This is a genomic window from Xanthomonas populi (assembly GCF_002940065.1).
Lineage (GTDB): Bacteria > Pseudomonadota > Gammaproteobacteria > Xanthomonadales > Xanthomonadaceae > Xanthomonas > Xanthomonas populi.
Genome location: NZ_MDEJ01000238.1, coordinates 1 through 2994, shown reverse-complemented (window position 1 = coordinate 2994; position 2994 = coordinate 1). Strand labels below are relative to the sequence as shown.

Here is a 2994-nt window from a genome sequence, read left to right as displayed (position 1 = left end):
CGCTGATTTTTTGAAGGTATGGTCATCATCCAGTGCGTGTCACCACGGCTACGACTTGGTTGTTCGAGGTGCCCGTAAGTGACAATCGACGTCGGTTAGAGTGTTTCCAGTACATGCTTCATAAGCGGTGAAATTTTTCGATGATGGTGGTCAATCGCCTCATACTCGATGCCAAGTTGTTTGAACCACCCTAGCAGAATGAGCAGGGCAGGCTCGTTCTGATCGACACGGTCGAGCAGTCTTCGATAAAGATCCAGCATTATCTGTTTGGTATTATCATTCGCAAAAGAGCCGCATATGTTAACCAGGTTTTGGGTCGCTGTTGAGTTCAGATGGGATGTATAATGAATGGATTTTATTCTCAGCCTGTGAGCGTCTATCCTGTCAAATATGTATTGCCTTGTGAGCGCTGAATAAGGTTGAAAAATCAGGTTGAGCGAAACGGAAGGCTGTTCGGGAGGGAGCTGTGTGTGAATTGTCTTATTCTTTTCCATGAACAAGGCGCTTCCCTGCTTCAGCCGAAGCTCTCGGTATGCTGAAGTATCTACTTCTTCATCTCTTAATCCGGTGCAGGCGTTGAAGTCGTACTCGCAGATCTCGGTTCCGTATCCCGGTCCAAGCAATCCTGCGGTAAGAAGATGAAATGAATGGTCATGCCATAGATTCTCGGCGAATAAATTTTTTCTGGTATTCTTTCGTAAGGAGTCCGCTGCCGGTAGCCAAACGTTTGCTCTGACTAAAAATGAGTATAGTCCTGATCTTTTATTCAGCAATTTTCGATCAAGGACGAACGAATTCGACGAGAATAGATTGCCATGCGTTTCGTCGCTATCGAAGTTTTTCTTGAGTTGTTGGTGCAGGTATTCAAGAAACCACTGCGGATTCAAGCATGCGCCTTGCAGCAGGTGGCTCATTGATTTTATTGTTTCTACATCCAGGTCATTTTCATGTGCATGTATGATTTCGGATAATTCTTCCAGCGAAATCGTATCGTGCACTTTTGCTTCAAAAAATTCCGTGCTCATACTCGCCTGTACTTTTCGATTAGTTTTTCACATGTATCACGGATATTTCTGTTGTCATCGCAAGCGCCTTTCTGAAGATAGATGTCTTTTTTTTCTGGATCCAGGCAGATCATCGCTCTGATTGCAAGCCAGCGAATCGTATGACGGTCACTTCCTGACGCGGCCATGAGGGCGGGCAGGGAAGATGCGTTTCCATATTTTTCAAGTATGCGAATCGCTTTCTCCTTCCTGCTGATTTTAGGTTCGAATTCTGAGATGCTGGAGAGTCGTCGGGTCTCCTTATGGAAAGCATATTGGTATTTCGATCTCTTTTTCGGGTTGCAGATCGCCAGCATCACCGATGGATTAATATCGTCATGCACGATGATCGTGTTTCGTCGGTCGTGAACTATGATATCTCCTGTTTTAAATTCTGTACGTTCAGGCGCCGATAACTGAATTTCTTCATGGATGTTCGGACTCGTGATTTCGCTTGGAAAATCAAGGTTTGAAGTGTATCGCGTAGGCGATGGGCTGCCCTGCAGTACCTTGCTCACAATCGAAAAGTTGGGCGTCGAGACGATATTGTTTGAGTCATGTGAATCTGTCATGCCAAGCGATGGGTCGAGGTGGAGAATGTTTGAAGATGTGCACCCCGTAAAAATGAGGCATGCAAATAATTCTTTGTAGTTCTCGCCTGTCACAAGAGGTATCGCCTGCTGCGTCACCAAGTGGCTCAAGCCCGCGTCTGCTTGAATGGCAGCCGCTGTATCTGCCACTAACTGCCAGTGGTCGATGTTTCCAAGTGCGTCGAACTTATAATTACAGTAATCGATGAACGCGGAATCGTCATCGCACACTGCCATTACCTCATCTTTGATGGTGAAAAGCGAGTGCATATTTTCTCCGACAAAAAAGGCGGGCGATTTTATGTTCGCCCACCTCGATCAGCTGTAATTAGCCATGACTATGAAGATAGATGTACACGATACCACCCGGAATGATGATAACGGGGGATCCCGACTCGCAGCTATCGACAGCCGATTCGATTTCGATATTTTCAATTTCTTCAGCGATATTCATGATTAGCCTCGTAGTTAAAACAACTGGGTATTGTATTTCAGAGCGCAAGGAGATAAATGCCTCATCGCGAGTTCACGCTATCATGCCGCCTTGTGTAACATTTGGCCTTTGCGAAAAAAGTTATCTTTTTGCGAACTCTGTGTTTACAGTTAGGTTTTTTTCCGCGATGCCTACAGCTCCGGGAAAGCCGTGCGAAATTTACAACCAACTTTCAGGCCTTGGGCCGAATACGGCTCTATATGTCCTAGTCGTTATATAGCGGGGCGACCTTCTGCGGTCAGGATTGCGCTGACAATTTTATGTATGACGGTTTGTAGAGGCATACGTCATGCACATGGCTGAGCGGCAGGCCTAATCAAGGGAACGTTGCCTGTGCTGTAGCCCTAGGCCCGAAAGGCTGGCCGTCAGAACGGCGTATCGCCTTCGATGGTGGTGCGGTTGAGCCGACGACGCAGGTGGTCCGGCGCGCCGGCAGCCAGATGCATCACTGAGCGGTTGTCCCAGGACACCATGTCGTGCGGTTGCCAGTGATGCCGATACACCAGCGCCTCGCGGGTACTGTGTTCAAACAAGATCTGCAGCAACGCATCACTCTCGTCATCGGGCAACCCGACGATGCCAGTAGTGAAATGCTCGCTGACAAACAGCGCTTGCTGGCCGGTTTCCGGATGCGTGCGCACGATCGGATACTGCGCCGGGTTCACTTCGGCGATCTGCTCGTCTGTCAGTGCCGGGCGCCACGGATTACGCGCACGCAGCTCCTCGTATTTGGCCAGATAGCTGTGCTCGGCACGCCGGTCCTGCACGGTATGTTTTAGTGGGTCGGGGACTGAGGTTTCCCCACGTTTTCCCGAGATAGATCAGCTGGTTGCACCCGGATCGTGTAGAAACAAGTGCGCGCATGGCG

At 48.8% G+C, this 2994-nt stretch carries 2 protein-coding genes and 1 pseudogene; all 3 read right to left on the bottom strand.

From position 1 onward, the window contains the following. Positions 1-95: 95 nt before the first annotated feature. A complete protein-coding gene (locus XpopCFBP1817_RS20295; protein ID WP_128418448.1) occupies positions 96-1025 on the bottom strand; it encodes a hypothetical protein in 930 nt (309 codons plus the stop codon). Next, on the bottom strand, positions 1022-1903 hold the full coding sequence (locus XpopCFBP1817_RS20290; RefSeq protein ID WP_128418447.1) for a hypothetical protein: 882 nt from the start codon (positions 1901-1903) through the stop codon (positions 1022-1024). Before XpopCFBP1817_RS20290 ends, XpopCFBP1817_RS20295 begins: the two co-directional genes overlap by 4 nt. 588 nt (positions 1904-2491) lie before the next feature. Next, positions 2492-2920 (bottom strand): annotated as a pseudogene (locus XpopCFBP1817_RS20285) (TauD/TfdA dioxygenase family protein); the annotation flags it as partial. Positions 2921-2994 lie beyond the last annotated feature (74 nt).

Bases quoted from the DNA above. Each gene is read 5' to 3' on its own strand.
- XpopCFBP1817_RS20290 (WP_128418447.1), bottom strand. From the start codon at position 1,903: ATGCACTCGCTTTTCACCATCAAAGATGAGGTAATGGCAGTGTGCGAT.
- XpopCFBP1817_RS20295 (WP_128418448.1), bottom strand. From the start codon at position 1,025: ATGAGCACGGAATTTTTTGAAGCAAAAGTGCACGATACGATTTCGCTG.